Annotated in this window: 18 protein-coding genes; 12 read left to right on the plus strand and 6 right to left on the minus strand. The window is 63.9% G+C overall.

Annotated features, from left to right (window positions below):
- Positions 1 to 28 precede the first annotated feature (28 nt).
- The gene (locus NKJ81_RS06605) at positions 29 to 1,009 is read left to right on the plus strand and encodes a GlxA family transcriptional regulator (protein ID WP_352472537.1); all 981 of its coding nucleotides are present in this window, start codon (positions 29 to 31) and stop codon (positions 1,007 to 1,009) included.
- A gap of 86 nt (positions 1,010 to 1,095) precedes the next feature.
- Here NKJ81_RS06605 and NKJ81_RS06610 read toward each other — a convergent pair whose 3' ends face one another.
- Positions 1,096 to 1,305, minus strand: coding sequence for a hypothetical protein (locus NKJ81_RS06610; RefSeq protein ID WP_023680243.1), 210 nt, complete (start codon positions 1,303 to 1,305; stop codon positions 1,096 to 1,098).
- Between the two features lie 166 nt (positions 1,306 to 1,471).
- Positions 1,472 to 2,128, minus strand: a complete 657-nt coding sequence (locus NKJ81_RS06615) for an O-methyltransferase (protein ID WP_352472536.1) — start codon at positions 2,126 to 2,128, stop codon at positions 1,472 to 1,474.
- Positions 2,129 to 2,221: 93 nt separating this feature from the next.
- On the opposite strand from NKJ81_RS06615, the gene NKJ81_RS06620 reads away from it, so the two are divergent.
- Complete coding sequence (locus NKJ81_RS06620) at positions 2,222 to 2,854, plus strand: TetR/AcrR family transcriptional regulator (protein WP_352454840.1); 633 nt, start codon at positions 2,222 to 2,224, stop codon at positions 2,852 to 2,854.
- Between the two features lie 131 nt (positions 2,855 to 2,985).
- Here the strand turns inward: NKJ81_RS06620 and xylA are convergent, their stop codons facing one another.
- Entirely contained in the window at positions 2,986 to 4,311 is a 1,326-nt protein-coding gene (gene xylA / locus NKJ81_RS06625; RefSeq protein WP_352540012.1) for a xylose isomerase, read from the minus strand.
- Between the two features lie 110 nt (positions 4,312 to 4,421).
- On the opposite strand from xylA, the gene NKJ81_RS06630 reads away from it, so the two are divergent.
- The gene (locus tag NKJ81_RS06630) at positions 4,422 to 4,784 is read left to right on the plus strand and encodes a nuclear transport factor 2 family protein (protein ID WP_352540013.1); all 363 of its coding nucleotides are present in this window, start codon (positions 4,422 to 4,424) and stop codon (positions 4,782 to 4,784) included.
- Positions 4,785 to 4,822: 38 nt separating this feature from the next.
- On the opposite strand, the gene xylB is transcribed toward NKJ81_RS06630, so the two are convergent.
- From xylB to NKJ81_RS06645, 3 genes are all read right to left on the minus strand, one after another.
- A complete protein-coding gene (gene xylB, locus NKJ81_RS06635) occupies positions 4,823 to 6,277 on the minus strand; it encodes a xylulokinase (RefSeq protein WP_352540041.1) in 1,455 nt (484 codons plus the stop codon).
- Between the two features lie 191 nt (positions 6,278 to 6,468).
- On the minus strand, positions 6,469 to 7,794 hold the full coding sequence (locus NKJ81_RS06640) for a tetratricopeptide repeat protein (protein WP_352540014.1): 1,326 nt from the start codon (positions 7,792 to 7,794) through the stop codon (positions 6,469 to 6,471).
- Positions 7,795 to 7,803: 9 nt separating this feature from the next.
- On the minus strand, positions 7,804 to 8,427 hold the full coding sequence (locus NKJ81_RS06645) for a LysE family translocator (RefSeq protein WP_023718327.1): 624 nt from the start codon (positions 8,425 to 8,427) through the stop codon (positions 7,804 to 7,806).
- A gap of 188 nt (positions 8,428 to 8,615) precedes the next feature.
- On the opposite strand from NKJ81_RS06645, the gene NKJ81_RS06650 reads away from it, so the two are divergent.
- The 9 genes from NKJ81_RS06650 (at position 8,616) to NKJ81_RS06690 (ending at position 16,005) form a co-directional block, all read left to right on the plus strand.
- Entirely contained in the window at positions 8,616 to 9,380 is a 765-nt protein-coding gene (locus NKJ81_RS06650) for a L,D-transpeptidase (protein ID WP_352540015.1), read from the plus strand.
- Positions 9,381 to 9,475: 95 nt separating this feature from the next.
- Positions 9,476 to 10,642: a diphosphate--fructose-6-phosphate 1-phosphotransferase gene (locus NKJ81_RS06655; RefSeq protein WP_352451606.1), complete on the plus strand. Its 1,167-nt coding sequence runs from the start codon at positions 9,476 to 9,478 to the stop codon at positions 10,640 to 10,642.
- A 15-nt stretch (positions 10,643 to 10,657) separates the two neighbouring features.
- Positions 10,658 to 11,383 (plus strand): MBL fold metallo-hydrolase, encoded by a 726-nt coding sequence (locus NKJ81_RS06660; RefSeq protein ID WP_352540016.1) that lies wholly within the window; start codon positions 10,658 to 10,660, stop codon positions 11,381 to 11,383.
- 363 nt (positions 11,384 to 11,746) lie between these two features.
- On the plus strand, positions 11,747 to 13,285 hold the full coding sequence (locus tag NKJ81_RS06665; RefSeq protein ID WP_352540017.1) for a DegQ family serine endoprotease: 1,539 nt from the start codon (positions 11,747 to 11,749) through the stop codon (positions 13,283 to 13,285).
- A gap of 133 nt (positions 13,286 to 13,418) precedes the next feature.
- Positions 13,419 to 14,030, plus strand: coding sequence for a molybdopterin-dependent oxidoreductase (locus tag NKJ81_RS06670; protein ID WP_352540018.1), 612 nt, complete (start codon positions 13,419 to 13,421; stop codon positions 14,028 to 14,030).
- Positions 14,027 to 14,773 carry an FAD-binding oxidoreductase gene (locus NKJ81_RS06675; RefSeq protein WP_352540019.1) on the plus strand — a complete coding sequence of 249 codons (747 nt, stop codon included), beginning with the start codon at positions 14,027 to 14,029 and terminating at the stop codon, positions 14,771 to 14,773. The genes NKJ81_RS06670 and NKJ81_RS06675 overlap by 4 nt, the downstream gene beginning before the upstream one ends.
- A 443-nt stretch (positions 14,774 to 15,216) precedes the next feature.
- A complete protein-coding gene (locus tag NKJ81_RS06680; RefSeq protein ID WP_352540020.1) occupies positions 15,217 to 15,420 on the plus strand; it encodes a DUF680 domain-containing protein in 204 nt (67 codons plus the stop codon).
- 71 nt (positions 15,421 to 15,491) lie between these two features.
- Complete coding sequence (locus NKJ81_RS06685; protein WP_352540021.1) at positions 15,492 to 15,698, plus strand: DUF680 domain-containing protein; 207 nt, start codon at positions 15,492 to 15,494, stop codon at positions 15,696 to 15,698.
- Positions 15,699 to 15,765: 67 nt separating this feature from the next.
- A complete protein-coding gene (locus tag NKJ81_RS06690) occupies positions 15,766 to 16,005 on the plus strand; it encodes a DUF680 domain-containing protein (protein WP_352540022.1) in 240 nt (79 codons plus the stop codon).
- Positions 16,006 to 16,263: the final 258 nt, after the last annotated feature.

Here is a 16,263-nt window from a genome sequence, read left to right on the forward strand (position 1 = left end):
AAACTGTTTTGCGTTTTACGAAGATCGTGTGACCAAAAACGAAAAACCGACGATCTTTCGGGCCGAGCGTTTGCCGCTCAAGGTAACGCTGCTGGTATTCTCCGGCTCGTCGATCATGTGCGTCGCCTCGGCCGTCGATCCGTTGCGCGCCGCCAACCGCATTGCCGGTGAGACGCTGTTCGATTTCAGGCTGGTCTCGGTGACAGGCGAGGCGCCGGTCACCACATGCGGCCTGCCGGTGGCGGTCAGCGGCCGCTTCGATGCGGCTGACACAACCGATATGCTGGTCGTCGTCGCCGGCTTCGGCTCGCAGAACCATGCCACATCGGCCTTGCTGTCCGGACTGCGCCGGGCGGCGCGCGCGGCACGCGCCTGGGGCGGCGTCGAGGCCGGCACCTGGCTGGTTGCCCGCGCCGGTCTGCTGGAGGGGCGCAGCGCCACCACCCACTGGGAGGACATGGAGGATTTCTCGTCGGCCTTTCCCGGCGTCGACGTGCGCCCCGACCGCTACGTCATCGATGGCCCGGTGTTCACCACCGGCGGCGCCTCGCCGACCTTCGACCTGATGCTGCATCTGATCCGCACGCGGCTCGGCATGGCCGTGGCGCTAGATGTCGCGAGCGTCTTCATCTACGACCAGGCGCGCGCCGCGACGGACGCGCAACCGCTGGTCTCGCTCGGCCGTCTTGACGGCTACGATCCCAGGCTGGCGCAAGCCATCCGGCTGATGGAAGCGCATGTCGACCAGCCGCTGACTATCGCCGCCGTGGCAAAGCGCGCCGGGGTGACGGCACGGACGCTGGAAAGCATCTTTCGCAAGTCGATCGGCGAAACGCCCGGCGCTTATTACCTCAGGCTGCGCCTCGGCGCCGCGCGCCGGCTGGTGGTCGACACGCGCATCGCCATGGCGGACATTGCCGGGCGAACGGGGTTTTCGTCCGCCGCGGCATTTTCCAGAGCGTTTTCAAGAGCGTTCGGCGAAGCGCCGGTCAGGCTGCGTCGGGGATAATGCATGTCGCCCAAAAGCCTGGCCACGGGCTTGACCCGAGCGTGCGTAGCGGTTTTGCGATAACGACATCCATAGGCAAAGGTAGATCAGGCAGCGTCCTGGCGGTCGCTGCTGCCGTCGATCTGCGAGCGCATCTGTCTCGCAAGATGGGTCTCGAAGCGGCTGGCGACCGCGCGATCCCATTCGTTTGCACTCAGCGCACCTTGTTTCGGGTGCGGCAGCGCCATCAGCCGGTCGATGATCGATCCAGCCTCGCCAGATGAGAGCAGGGCGTCGATTTCGCGTTCGTGCTGCATATCGTTTCGCCTCCTTCTTTCTGAATCCCGCCACGAACCACACTATAGGAGGTTCGTGACGGCTGTTTGAAGGCAAGAGCGAGGCGATTGATGGGCGATGCCGGGCAAAGTTTTGTCCGCCGCCGCCCATCTTGGGCACGATCGTTCCGGCAGGTCACGCAGTGCTTCAGCCAAGCCGCATCGACAGTTCAACATCCTCGCCGAACGGCGTGGACATGTAGCCACTCCCGGTCGAGCGCACCCGCTCGAGGTATTCGGGGCAAAGATCTGCGTTGTCGGCAACGACGAAGGCGCCCGGTCTGAGGCGGCTTTCAACCAGACTCAAGATCTCGGGATAGAGCGCTTTGGCGCCGTCGAGCAGAAGCAGGTCGACGCTTTCGGGAAGATCGACGCTTAATGTTTGCAGCGCGTCTCCTTCGCGGGTTTCCACCATGTCAATGAGACCGCCTGCTGTCAGATTACTCCTCGCGCGCGCGACCTTGGATGGCTCGAACTCGCTGGTGATCAGGCGGCCACCGCCATTGTCCCGCAAGGCTGCGGCAAGGTGCAGGGTCGAGATGCCGAACGAGGTTCCAAATTCGACGATCGTCCGTGCGCCGCTGCCTCGTGCCAGCATGTAGAGCAGCGTGCCGGTCTCTCGCGAAACGGGAAGCCAGAGATCCCTTAGCCGCCCATAGAAATCGAGGTATTCGGTCTTGCTTAGAACCAGCCGCATCCGCTCCTCGGCGGAGAGTTCCGCCACTGCAGGGCTTGTTGCCGCAGCGGCTTCCTCGAACAGGCGGTCCAGCAGGGGCGCGAGCGGCGTTGTCGTCAGTGTGGTCATATCGGTCTCCAGTCGGAATTGAATGCGTTCTTGTGCGACATTCAAAATACGACTAATCATTCGCATTCACTAATCGCATTGGCGCGGCTCTCAATGAGCGACAACCGAAGTCCGCGGATTTCCTCGCGAAAACAGCCGAAGCAGGCCCGCTCGGCGGAGCTCGTCGCTGCGATTTTGCAGGCTGCTGTTCAGGTTTTGGCGAGGGAAGGCGCGCAGCGCTTCACCACGGCGCGCGTGGCCGAGAAGGCCGGCGTCAGCGTCGGATCGCTGTATCAGTATTTTCCGAACAAGGCGGCGATCCTGTTCCGGCTCCAGAGCGACGAATGGCGGCAGACGACCAGTTTGCTGCGCGATATCCTCGAGGATATCAGGAAACCGCCGCTTGACCGGCTGCGCGACCTGGTCCACGCCTTCCTCCGCTCGGAGTGTGAGGAGGCTGCGGTGCGTGTGGCGCTCGACGACGCCGCCCCGCTTTACCGCGACGCGCCCGAGGCGCAGGCGGCGAGGGCCTCCGGAGACCGCACCATCCAGCTCTTCATGCAGGAGGCGTTGCCAAGCGCCGCGCAAGCGACTCGCGAATTGGCCGGCGACCTGGTCATGACGACGCTCAGCACGGTGGGGAAGCAGTTCTCGGAGACGCCTCGAACCCCCAAGGAGATTGAAGTCTACGCCAACGCCATGGCCGACATGTTTTGCGCCTACCTGAGAGGCCTCGATCACGGCTAAGGCGCGCCAGACCCGGTCAGCGAACAGGCCACGCGAGTTTCACACGGGGCAAAACCTTCGTCGGTTCAGCCCCGCAGAAAGCCGTCTTAGCCGGCGGCCGCTGAACAATGCGGCCGCGAACCGGGTACGCCTCAGACGTACCGGTTGACGATGTTTTCGAGCAATTCCTGGCGGCCGGATCTGGGCTGCGGCTCGATCTTCTCTTTGACGACGCGCTCGGCGATTTCCTCCAGCGTGCGCTTGCCGGCAAGCATCGCCTTGGCCTCGGCCGAATCCCAGCCGGCATAGCGCTCGGCGAGCGGGGCGGACAGCGCCTTGTCCTCGACCATGCGCGCTGCCGCCTTCAGGCCGCGAGCGCAGCAGTCCATGCCCCCGATATGGCCGATCAGCAGGTCCTGCGGATCGAGCGACTGGCGCCTGAGCTTGGCGTCGAAATTGGTGCCGCCGGTCTTGAAGCCGCCGGCCTGCAGCACCTGGTAGTAGGCCAGAGCCATCTCCGGCACATTGTTGGGGAACTGATCGGTGTCCCAGCCCGACTGGTAGTCGTTGCGGTTCATGTCGATCGAACCGAAAATGCCGAGCGTATTGGCCAGCGCCAGTTCATGCTCGAACGAATGGCCGGCCAGGATGGCGTGGCCCTGCTCGATGTTGAGCTTGACCTCGTTCTCCAGTCCGAAACGCTTGAGGAAGCCATAGACGGTGGCGACGTCGTAATCATACTGGTGCTTGGTCGGCTCCTGCGGCTTCGGCTCGATCAGGATGGTGCCTTCGAAGCCGATCCTGTGCTTGTAATCGACGACCAAATTGAGGAAACGGCCGGCCTGTTCCTGCTCGCGGGCGAGGTCGGTGTTGAGCAGCGTCTCATAGCCCTCGCGGCCGCCCCACAGCACGTAGTTCTCGCCGTTCAGCCGCTTGGTGACGTCGATGCAGTGTTTCACCGTCGCCGCCGAATAGGCAAAGACGTCCGGATCGGGATTGGTGGCGGCGCCCGACATGAAGCGGCGGTTGGAGAACAGGTTGGCCGTGCCCCACAGCAGCTTGACGCCGGTCTGCTTCATCTTTCCCGAGAAATAATCGGCGATCTCGTCGAGCCGCGCCGCACTTTCGGAAAAGTCCCGGCCCTCCGGCCGCACGTCGGCATCGTGGAAGCAGAAATAAGGCGCGCCCAGCAGCGAAAACATCTCGAAGGCGACGTCGGCCTTGAGTTTGGCCAGCTCCATCGTGTCGGTACCGCCGGCCTTGGGGAACCATGGCCGGTCGAACGTCTGACCGCCGAACGGATCGCCGCCCGGCCAGGCGAAGGAATGCCAATAGGCGACGGCAAAGCGCAGATGGTCTTCCAGCCGCTTGCCGGCGACGATCTCGTCGGGATTGTAGAACCGGTAGGCCAGCGGATTGGTCGAATCCGGTCCCTCGTATTTGATCTGTTGGATGTCGCCGAAAAAACCGCTGCTCATGTTCTTTTCCTCTCGCATGGTTCGGCCTGATTACCTCAGGCGTAATTGGTTTCGCGCTGGCGCTGGTCGAAAAGGCTCATGTCAAAGCCACCCAACGAAGGAGACAGACCATGACCGACCTCAACACCATTGCCGAAAACTACATCGCCGCCTGGAACGAGAGCGACGCCGCACGCAGGAAAGCCTTGCTCGAGGCAACCTTCACCGAGGACGTCGGCTATCGCGATCCGATCATGCAGGGCGACGGCCATGACGGCATCGCCGCGCTGATCGAAGGCGTTCAGCAGCGCTTTGCCGGCTTCAGGTTCTCGCTGAAAGGCAAGCCGGACGGCTTCGCCGATACCATCCGCTTCTCCTGGAACCTCGGGCCGGAAGGCGTCGGCTCCGTCATCGAAGGCACCGATATCGGCGTCATCGAAAATGGCCGGCTGAAAAGCGTCACCGGCTTTCTCGACAAGGTGCCGGCACAGTGAGGCCTTCTCGGCAGGCCACGGCGAGGGCGGGAAACCGCTCACGCCGTGGCGCCTCTGACCGCCGGATAAAGCTGGCGATAGCGCTGATAGGCTTGCGCATAGGCGTCACCGAGGGCGGCGACCGGCTCGACCGTGGCGTCGGTCGCCGGCGCCGCGCAGACGGCGCGCGGATCGGCGCCCGTCGCCGCAATCAGGCCAAGCCGGGCCGCTCCGAAGGCGGCGCCGAAATCGCCGTCGGCTGGGATATCGACTGGCAGGCCAAGCGCTGTGGCGATGGCCTTCAGCCAGTAGCGCGAACGCGAGCCGCCGCCGATCGCCGTCACCCGGGTCAGCGTCGTACCGGCTTTGGCCAGGGCTTCGAGGCTGTCGCGGAAAGCGAAGGCGACGCCTTCGAGCACGGCCTGGGCCAGCGCCGCGCGGCCGGACTCGTGGGCAAGCCCGGTAAAGGCGCCCCGAATGACGGAATCATTGTGAGGCGTCCGCTCGCCTGACAGGTACGGCAGGAAAGAGACACCGCTCGGCGCCTGCAGCGAATCGCCGAGTTCGGCGGTCAACTCGCCGGCACTTTTTCCAGCGATCCCCGACAGCCAGTTGAGCGAATCGGTTGCCGACAGGATGACGCCCATCTGGTGCCAGGTGCCGGGCAGTGCGTGGCAGAATGTGTGCACGGCGCTTTCCGGATTGGGCAGATACGACGCGTTGGCGGCAAAAAGCACGCCCGACGTGCCGAGCGAGACGAACGCCTGGCCGGCGCCGACCGTGCCCATGCCGCAGGCCGAAGCCGCGTTGTCGCCGGCACCGCCGGCGATCGGGATGCCCGCCTGCATGCCCCATTTGGCGGCCAGTTCGGCGCGCAAGGCACCGGCCTTGGCCGTGCCTTCGACCAATGACGGCATCTGCCTTTCGTCGAGCGACGTGACAGCGAGCAGTTCGGCGGACCAGGCGCGTTTGCCGACATCGAGCCACGACGTGCCAGCCGAATCCGACATTTCCGAAATATGCTCGCCGGCGAGCCAGAGCCGCAAAAAGTCCTTCGGCAGCAGAACCTTTGCCACCTTGGCAAAAACAGCCGGTTCGTTGTTCCTGACCCAGGCCAGCTTTGGCGCGGTGAAGCCGGGAAAGACGATGTTGCCGGTCAGCTTGCGAAAGCGCGGGTCGGCATCGAGCGCGGCCGCCTCGGCGTGGCTGCGTGTGTCGTTCCATAGAATGCAGGGGCGCAGCACCTGGTCGGCGGCATCGAGCAGAGTGGCGCCATGCATATGGCCGGAAAGGCCGATGCCGTTGACAGCCGCGAGTTCCTTCGCATGCATCGACCGCAGCTCGCCGACCGCCGCTTCGCAGGCGCGGATCCAGTCGGCCGGGTTCTGCTCGGACCAGCCGGGATGCGGGCGCGACACGTCGAGCGGCGCATGGCCGGAACCGACGATGCTCTGCCTTGCATCGATCAGCAGCGCCTTGACGCCCGACGTGCCGAGATCGAGGCCGAGATACATGTTTCCTCCCATGTCCGTCATGCCTGGCGGCGACGGTCTTTCTTGCTTCGCTGCCCAGTCCTGTGACACGGGCGGCGAAGATATCCCGGCAATCGTGCCGCCGGAAACGCACCCCGGTCAACACGCGAAGATTTTTTCGACGCTCGAAAAAATCAGGCCGGGGCAGTTTTTAAGGCAAGATGTGGCCGTGGTCAATTCGCCGCGGGAGCGTTTGCACGCCGTGAAAACAGTGCCGACAACGGGCTGTCCGGCCGTGCCAGCGCGCGTTCCGCCGCAAGCGCCCTCGCCAGCGCGCCATCACCGGAACGCAATGCCGCTTCGATCAGTGTCAGGTCGATGACGTCGCGTTGTGCGTGGCTGCCGCCGAAGCGATGGGCGATTGCCCGCATCGGCCGGATCAGGCGTATCGTCCCGGCATAATTGCCCTCGCCGAATGCCTTGATGGCGAGCGTCAGGGGATGGCCGACATCCCTGGTGAAACCGGCGTTGTCGTCCTTGCCGCGCATCGCCTCGCGCTGCGCCTCGAGCAAGTTGCGGGCCGGCGCTTCGAGGCCGGCACCGACAAACGCCATCATCGCGTGGGCGTCGTTGAAGGCATAGTGGCCGGCGCTGGCCATGGGCAACCAGTTGGCGGCGAGCGTCGCCCAGCGCTCGCCGACATCGACGCCACCGAGATGCAGCCGCCACAGGATCGCCGAGGCATCGACCATGTTGAGCGCCAGCATCGAGCGTTCGCCATAGATCGGCCCGTCATAGAGCGCCAGCACCTCGTCGACTTCGCCGAGATCATAATGGAACAGTGCCAGATGCCACCAATTGTGCACCTGCAGGAAGCTGTCCCGCGTCCACGCTTCGGGATTGGCGCGCATCCACAGAATGCCGTCCTTCTGCCGGCTCTGCATCTCCATGACATGGGCCACCGCATGCTGGGCCCAGCCGTCGCGCGGCTCGATATCGACCGCCGTGCGGCCAAGTTTTTCGGCGCGCGCGTAATCGCCCATTTCCTCCAGGCCAAAGGCCTGCATGCCGAGTATGGCGTGATAGCCCGGCATGTCGCTCTGCCAGGACGGCAGCGCGCGGCCGATGCGGTCGCGCAGCATGCGCGCATTGCCGGTGAAGAAGTCGATCTGGTGGCCGGTCTGCAGCGCCAGCGCATCGAGCGGAAACTCGATGGCGATATCCTCCAGCACGCGGGCGGCCTCGTGCCAGCGTCCCTCCGCAAGATGGCCAAGGGCGGCGACATGCGCCTGCTCGCGTGTTGTCGCGGCAAGCGGCAGCGCCGCCTCGTGACATGCCTTGGCCACCGCCGTCGCCTCACGCTCTGTGGCGAGGCCAAAGAGATAACCCTTGAACACCTGCGCCATGACGAAGCCGGGATCTTCGGCGATTGCCTGGTCAATGGAACCGACCGGATCGCCGATGAAGCACTGCAATTCGCGAACGGCCCGGCTGTAGGACGAGAGCCCGGCCTCCGTCGCGCCAGACAGTGTCAGGCCGAATGCGTCGCTCACCGCCATGGTCTGTCCTCAGTTGCCCGAGCGCATCGCCACTGTCGCGATCCCGGCGCCGACCAGCAGCGTGCCGCCGGTGCGGTTGAAGATGCGGATCGCCTTTGGGTTGCGCACCACGTTGCGCGCCCTTGCGGCGATCAGCGCATAACCGAAGGCATTGGCGAAGGCGAGCGCCAGGAAGGTCGTCTCGAAGATCAGCATCTGTGTCCAGAAATCCGCATGCCGGTCGAGGAACTGCGGCAGGAAGGCGACAAAAAAGGTGATGCTTTTCGGATTGAGCGCGGTAACCAGCCAGGCGTGCGCCGTCATTTTCGCCGATGACACCGCATCGGTGCGCGGTTCGGCCCGGAGCGCACCGCCGGCGCGAAACAGCTTGATGCCGAGATAGATCAGATAGCCGGCGCCGATCACCTTCAGCACGGTGAATACGGTGGCGGACGCCGCCAGCAGCGCGCCGATGCCCAGCATCGACAATGTCATCGCGGTGAAGTCGCCGAGCGCCACGCCGACTGCCATCGGCAGCGCGGTGCGCCAGCCCTGGCCGAGCGCATAGGACACCACCAGCAGGATGGTTGGACCTGGAATGACCAGAAGGACTGCCGAGGCAGCGGCAAAAGCGGCCCAGTTTTCGAAGGACATTTTCTTCTCCTTGAGCTCAAAGAAGAGGATAAATCCTTGGCCTCGCGCAGATGTAAAGAGGCAAAATCGAAAAAGCCCCCTCGTTAACGCCAGGCGGCCGGCCTTCACGCTTTTTCAACCATGATTGGTGAAAATGCCTGCTATCCGGCCGGAGCGTGTTTCCCGCCGATAGCGTAGGGTTTGGGTAAATGCGTGAGTTGCCGCACGGTCTGTCGCTGCCGCATAATGGCGACGCAATCGAAACCGAAATACAGATTTCCCGTCGCACGGTGCTGTCCGGCGCCGGTGCGCTGGCGCTGCTCGGCGTCGCCGGCTGCAGCCAGACGCTGGATCTGCCGTCGCTCCAGCTCGACGACGTCACCACCGGCTCGATCCGGCCCATCCGTCCGAGTATCAGCGTCGACAAGAACATTACCAGCCCCGACGTGATGTACGCTTCGCTCACCGACGGTGGCTTCAATGTGCCGGAAGTGCCCTATCTCAAGGTCAAGCCGGAGTTCCGCCGCCAGATCGTCGTCGATCCGACCGGCGAGCAACCCGGCACCATCGTCGTTCACTCGCAGGAACGGCTGCTCTATCTGGTGCAGCCCGGCGGCGAGGCGATCCGTTACGGCGTCGGCATCGGCAAGGACGGATTCCGCTGGTCCGGCCGCGCCAACATCCAGTACGGCAAGGAATGGCCGGTCTGGACCCCGCCGCCCGAGATGATCGCCCGCAGGCCGGAACTGGTGAAATGGCAAAGCGGACAGCCGGGCGGCCTCGACAATCCGCTCGGCGCGCGTGCCCTCTACATCTATCAGAACGGCAGCGACACCGGCTATCGCATCCACGGCTCGCCCGAATGGTGGAGCATCGGCCAGGCGATGTCGTCGGGCTGCGTGCGCCTGATCAACCAGGACATCATCGACCTCTACAGCCGCGTCTCCAAGAAAAACCCGGTCGTCGTCGTCTGAACGGCGGCTTCGCCTTCAGCGATCACTCTGCCGTTGCGCGATGCCGCAAGACAGGCGAATGTGCCTGCGATTTCATCGCCCGGGAGACGTGAACAATGGCCGGAACTTTTGTCATCGCGCAAGGCGGCGGCCCGACCGCCGTCATCAACCAGACCGTGGTGGGTGCTGCGCTCGAAATCCGCAAGCGGCATCCCGGCGCCAAGGTGCTGGGATCCATCCACGGCGTGCGCGGCATTCGTGACGGCAATTACGTCGATCTTTCCGCCATCCCCGAGGATCGCCTGCGGCTGATCGCGGCGACACCGAGCGCCGCGCTTGGTTCGACGCGCGACAAGCCGGATGCCGCCTATTGCGACCTCATCCTCAACGGCTTGAAGAAAGCCGGTGCCGACGCCTTCATCTATATCGGCGGCAACGACACCTCGGGCACGCAGCAGATCCTCACCGACGCCGCCGGCGGCAAGATCGCCTTCGTCCACGCGCCGAAAACCATCGACAACGATCTCGAGGAGAACGACCACACGCCCGGCTTCATGTCGGCGGCGGAGTTCGTCGCTGGAGCATTCCTTTCGGTCGATCTCGATTTCCGCGCTCTGCCGGGCATCTATGTCGGCATTGTCATGGGGCGGCATGCCGGTTTCCTGACGGCCGCGTCCGCGGCCTGGCAGCTCGATCAGGACAGCGGCCCGCATCTCGTCTACGTGCCGGAGCGGCCGTTCTCGGCGGCCGGTTTCATCGACGACGTTCGTGCAACGCTCGACCGCCACAAGCGCTGCATCGTTGCCGTCTCCGAAGGCGTCAGCACCGCCGACGGCAAGGCGCTGGTCGAAAGCCTGGTGCCGCCGGAAAGGCTGGAGCGCGACCAGCACGGCAACGTCAAGCTGTCGGGCAGTGACCTGCCGGCAGCCTTGGAGCGCGCGCTCGCCGAAGGATTGCCGGGCAAGCGGGCGCGCGTCGATGCGCTCGGCTATATGCCGCGCGGCTATGTCGGCGCCATCAGCGCGGTGGACGCGCAGGAGGCCTTCGATGCCGGTGCCTTCGCGGTCACGGTGGCCGACGAGGGCGGCGGTTCGGTGGCGCTGCAATATGACGGCAAGAAAACCGTGCTGAAGAAGGTGCCGCTGAAGAACGTCGCCGGCAAGACGCGCCATATGCCGGATGATTTCATGCTGCCCGACGTCAACCGGCTGTCCGACGCGGGGATGGCCTATCTGAAGCGGCTGGTCCCGCAAAAGTACAAGGTCGGCAAGCCGTTCGTCTGATGCGGCGTTGATCTGATGGACAGCTGGTTCAGCAAAACCATCGTCGACGCCAAGACGACGATGCTGACCGAGCCCTTCGTGCATGATTTCGTGCGTGCCAACATCTGGCATTTGCGCGGCCGCGATGTCGACCTGCTGGTCGACACCGGCATGGGTATCTGCCCGCTGGCGCCGCAGATCGACACGCCGTCCGGCAAGCCGCTGCTCGCCGTCGCCACGCATATCCATCTCGATCATGTCGGCTCGCTGCACGAGTTTCCGCTGCGGGCAGGGCCGCGCCACAGCGCCGCACAGTTCGACAGCATGGATGAAGCGGTGACCTACGCCTACATGTTCCATGATCTGGAAGGCGCCGTCTCCAGGCTGCCGGCAAAGGGCTGGAAGGCGGCCGATTACAGGATTCAGCCGGCGCCTCTGGCCCGGACCCTGGACGAGGGCGATAGGATCGACCTTGGCGACCGCCAATTCCGCGTCCTGCATCTGCCCGGCCACTCTCCGGATTCGATCGCGCTGTTCGACGAGGCTGACGGCCTGTTCTTCGCCGGCGACGCCATCTACGACGCCATGCTGATCGACGACCTGCCGGATTCGGATCGTGCCGCCTATCGCCGCACGATGCAGCGCCTGCTCGAGCTGCCGATCCGGATCGGCCATGGCGGCCATGGACCGAGCTTCGATGGCAGGCGGATGCGCGAGATCGCCACCACCTATCTCAGCCGGACCGACGGGACAGGCGAATAGGAGGCCTCGGCTGAGGCGGCGCAAATCTGAAGCGATTTGTCTTGCGCAGCTATTTTGTTCTTGCTTTGTGCCGGCAGCTATGCCAGTAATTTATGGTGCTGATTCGCCCCAACGACCCGCCTCCCGAGGCGGGTTTTGTATTTTCGGGTCTCGGCGCCAACGCCGCGAGGCGGTTGCCAGCTGGAAATTAAATCTTCGTAATATTATCTGGAAACCATCATCGGTGCCCTAGATGCGGGGCTGTCGATCCGGTCGGCTGCCGTGACAGGCGAGACAGGCAACGCCGACGACCGACGCGCCGACGAATTGTTCCGGTGACGGAACGTTGCGGCGCTCCGCCAATCTCTCGCCCGGACAACGGCCATGTCACCAATCCACACCCTTCGCAGACATCGCGTCGCCGCTTTGCTGGGCGCCGCGCTGATCGTCAGCCCCTTCGCCCTGTCTTTCGCTCCCAGGCTGAATGATGTCCTGGCGGCAACAGTGACCCCACCTGTCACCGGCATGACGGCGCCCCGCGGCTCGTTCGCTCCGGTCGTGGCGGCCGACAAACCGGCAGTGGTGACCATCACGACGGTCATGAAAGTACAACAGCCGGACACGATGAGCGACGCCTCTCCCTTCGGCGGAAACTCGCCTTTCGACGATTATTTCCGCCGCTTCTTCGGTGACCAGGGACTGCCCGCCCCCAAGACACCGCCGGAACAGGCGCCCCGCACCGAGGCTCTCGGCTCAGGCTTCATTGTCGGCGCCGACGGCATGATCGTCACCAACAATCACGTCGTCGACGGCGCCCAGTCGGTCAAGGTGATGCTCGACGACGGCACCGAGCTTCCCGCCAAATTGATCGGCCATGACACGAAGAACGACCTTGCCGTGCTCAAGGTCAACGCCGGCAAGCCCTTGCCGACCGTCAAATGGGGCGATTCGGACAAGCTCATGCCGGGCGACCAGGTGCTCGCCTTCGGCAATCCTTTCGGCCTTGGCACCACGGTCACCGCCGGCATTGTCTCGGCGCGCGGCCGCGATCTGCACAGCGGCCCGTTTGACGACTTCATCCAGATCGACGCACCGATCAACCGGGGCAATTCCGGCGGCCCGCTGACGGATGTGTACGGCGATGTCGTCGGCATCAACACCGCGATCTTTTCGCCGAATGGCGGCAGCGTCGGCGTCGGCTTCGCCATCCCCTCGGACCAGGCGCAAAAGGTCGTCGCCAAGCTGATGAAGGGCGGCTCCATCCAGTACGGCTATCTCGGCGTCCAGATTCAGCCGGTGACGCCTGATGTGGCGAGCGCCATCGGCCTCGATCACCCTACCGGCGTGCTGGTCGCGCAGGTCAGCGACGGATCGCCGGCCGCCAAGGCCGGCATCGAGACCGGCGACGTCATTACCAGCTTCGCCGGCCAGGACATAAAGGATCCGAGGGATCTGTCGCGCGCCGTCGCTGACGTTGCGCCTGGCACGAGGGAAGCCCTCAATGTCTGGCGCAATGGGAAAAGCCTGCAGATCTCCGTCGAGATCGGGCGCAACGAAGACGACACGGCGACGGGATCGGTGACCGGCGATTCAGGTCAGCCGTCGACGGGGCAGGGCCTTCGCGCACCGGCGCTCGGTCTCGGCCTGATGGACGTCACTCCTGATGTGCGCCAGGCAATGAACCTGCCAGAAAACCAGCACGGCGCACTGGTCGAGCGCGTCGACCCGAACAAGGCGGCGTCGGCTTCCGGCATCCAGCCCGGCGACATCATCGTCGGCGTCGACCAGACTCCGGTGAGGAGCGCCAGGCAGGCAAATCAGGCGATTGTGCAGGCTGCCAAATCCGGCAAGAAATCGGTGCTGCTGCTTGTCGAGCGCGGCGACGCCCAGATGTTCGTCGCCGTCCCCTTCGCCAGCGGCTGAAGCGGGCGCCGCGCTGCCAAGATCGATGTAGAGCATTGCCGCTGGGCCGGAGCCAAGATTTCGGTTGCCCGCGCTCGCGTCTTCGAGAAAACTGACAAAGGTCGATTGGACCTTGCGCAAACGGATATTCTCGATGGTTACCCGAGGTTTCTCTTCCGGACGAAAGCCGCCGAAGGATACGGATGCACGTATCCCGCCGGGGCAATATCTCGAGCAAGGTTTCCCGGTCCTGTCGGCCGGCCCGACGCCGCATGTCCGCACCGAGGATTGGTCGTTCACGCTTAAGCACGGGCCGCGGCCGATCAAGAAGTGGAACTGGGCCGAGTTCAACGCGCTGCCCTTGACCAAGATGACGCGCGACATCCATTGCGTCACTGCATGGACCAAGTTCGACACGGCGTGGCAGGGCGTGCTCGTCGACGACATCCTTGCCGACGCTGGCATCGAGCCGCCCACCGCCTTCACGCTGGCGCTGGGTTTCGACGGCTATTCCACCAACGTGCCGACGAAGGATATCACCGGCGGCAAGGCGATGGTGGCACTGCTTTACCAGGGCAAGCCGATCACTCCCGACCATGGCGGCCCGGCCCGGCTGCTCGTTCCGCATCTCTATTTCTGGAAATCGGCCAAATGGCTGAACGGGCTGCAGTTCACAGAGCGTGACGAGCCGGGTTTCTGGGAGTTGCGAGGCTATCATATCTATGGCGATCCGTGGCGCGAGCAGCGCTACACGAACGATCCATGAGCGACGGCCCGGCGGCGCAGTCGCCCTGGCAGACGGTCACCATCACCCGCATCCAAAAGCGCACGCCGCGCGTCACCAGCTTCTTCCTGCAGCCGTCGCGGCCCTTCGTCTATCGTGCCGGACAGCATGTCGATGTCAGGCTGACGGCGCCGGACGGCTATCAGGCGCGCCGCTCCTACTCCATCGCCTCGGCGCCGGAAGCCGGCGAGACCATCGAGCTGGCGATTGAAAAACTCGAGGACGGCGAGGTCTCGCCGTTCTTTCACGAGATCGCGGCGGTGGGCGACGAGGTCGAATTGCGCGGGCCGCTCGGCGGCCATTTCGTCTGGTCCGACGGCGATGGCGGCCCGCTCCTGCTCGTCGGCGGTGGGTCGGGCGTGGTGCCGCTGATGTCGATGCTCCGTCACCGGGCGATGCGGGGATCGCTGGTCGCCGCCGCCCTGGTGTTTTCGGCGCGGGTCTGGGACGAGGTGATCTTTCGCGACGAACTGATCGACCTCGCCGAGCGCCGGGATGGCTTCGACCTGGTGCTGACGCTGACGCGCGAGCCGGCCCGCCGTCCGGCGGATTATGCGCGGCGGGTCGACGCCGCGATGATGGTGCAAGCCATGACCAGGCTGCCGGCGCCGCCGAAGCTCGCCTTTGTCTGCGGCTCGAACGCATTCGTGACGGCCGCCGCCGAGGCACTGATCGATGCCGGGGTGCCTGCGGCACTCATCCGCACCGAACGTTACGGGGTCTGACCCGGTTCTGCTTGCCCGGTTGCTGCCTTCGTTGGGCGGCATAAGGCAGGCCAAAAGCAGCCGCAACGCCGACGCCGCATTCGGCCGAAATGGTTAACGATTCGACAAAGAACCTCGGCTGCGACTTTTATCGGTTTAAAAAATCGAACCGAACGGTTCGTTTCTGTTGACAATGCGTGCAGGATGCTGTGAACGCTGCCTCCCAAGTCACCTTGCAGCCAGACCGAGGCGATAGACTATCTGCTTGACATTAAACGATAAAAATGTGGCGAAGGGAATCTCTGGCACAATTTCAAGGTGTAGATTCTTGGTCCACACCAAAAAACTTCGTGATTGGAAACTGGCCATTGGCTTTCCCACATCGGGGCTGTCCGAACGACGCGAATTCCCCCCAAGGCACGCCGCTAGACGGACGGAAAACTAAGATACTGGAGTACTAAAAAATGAAAAAGATCGCTCTTGCCGCCGTCGCCGTTTTGGCCATCACCGGCAGCGCCTTCGCTGGCAGCGACAACTTTGGTTCCAAGGGTGCGAACCAGCCTGCCGCTGCGGTCGACAGCTCGTATACGGCTTCCATTCAGAAGCCGGCTCATGCTGACCAGCAGGCTGTCCAGGGCGCCAACCGTAACCTCTTCGGCAACAACTAACAGCCGATCCCAGCATCAGGGCGGCGGGCATATCCGCCGTCCGGGGATCTGAAAAATTCAGGAGTATTAAGATGAAAAAGATCGTTCTTGCTGCCGCCGCCGTTTTGGCCATCACCGGCAGCGCCTTCGCCGGCGGCGACAACTTTGGTTCCAACGGAGCCAACCCGCCTGCTGTCTCGGTCGACAGCTCCTACACGGCTTCCGTCAAGACGTCGAACCAGGCTGAAAAGCAGCCGGTTGTCCAGGGCGCCGACCGTAACCTCTTCGGCAACAACTAACAGCCGATCCCAGCATCAAGGCGGCGGCATGCCCGCCGCTTGATTTCGAAAATCCAGGAGACCCAAAATGAAAAAGATTGTTCTTACTGCCGCCGCGCTCTTGATTGCCGCCGGCAGCGCTTATGCCCGCAACGACAATGTTGGCGGGACCGACATCAACAAGCAGTCGACCGTCAACGTCGACAAGACGCAGACCTATTCGGTGCAGGACAGCAACTCGCCGATCTACAAGCTGCTGAATTCGTCTGGCGATGTGCCCAAGTCCGCGCCTCAGGGCGCCGACCGCAACCTCTTCGGCAACAACTAGAGCAATTCCAGGAAAGTGTGAAACGGTTTTCCTGGGAAAAGCGTGTAGCGCTTTCCCTTGGGAATTGCGTCAAAACAAGGAGATAGAGCGGTTCGGCGTTCCGTGAAACGATGAACCGCTCTAACGGCCGAACTGGAATTCCAGACAAGAGGGGGGGGGCCGGGCCCCCCCGGGTTGGGCTCTCGATGGGGGTGGACGCCGGGGTGAAGCCGCCCGGTGGGTGGGGTGAGGGGGCGCGCAAGGCGGCCCGGCGGCGGG

This window comes from Mesorhizobium sp. M0018 (assembly GCF_040323955.1).
In the GTDB taxonomy this organism is placed as follows: Bacteria; Pseudomonadota; Alphaproteobacteria; order Rhizobiales; family Rhizobiaceae; genus Mesorhizobium.